We start from the raw sequence: 361 nt of genomic DNA, 5'->3' as shown, positions 1-361 counted from the left end.
ACAGACCAAGGCAGCGCCTTTAGCTTCGGCGTACCTGCGGGCACCTTCGCCGATATCGACAGCGGTGATACGCTCACCCTGTCGGCTAGCACACCTGCATGGCTCAGCTTTGATGCCACCACCGGCATCTTCAGCGGCACGCCGGCGAACAGCGATGTAGGCACTGCCGCCATCACGGTCACCGCCACCGATAGCCAGGGTGCAACCGTCACGTCCACCTTTAACCTGGTGGTCAACAACGTTAACGATGCACCGGTACTGGATCCCATCGCGCAAGTCAGCGCCAAGGAAGATGGTTCAGTAGTTAATGGCACCATCACCTCAACGGATATTGATGCGAATGACACGGCCACTTACAGCA

Annotated in this window: 1 protein-coding gene; it reads left to right on the top strand. The window is 58.2% G+C overall.

The genetic code is table 11. The features are described from left to right. Positions 1 to 361, top strand: a 361-nt coding sequence (locus LZP69_RS15950) for a putative Ig domain-containing protein (protein WP_234201692.1), incomplete at both ends; no start/stop codon positions are given.

The organism is Shewanella sp. AS1 (assembly GCF_021412565.1).
GTDB lineage: Bacteria > Pseudomonadota > Gammaproteobacteria > Enterobacterales > Shewanellaceae > Shewanella.
This window is presented reverse-complemented; position numbering and strand designations above follow the sequence as displayed.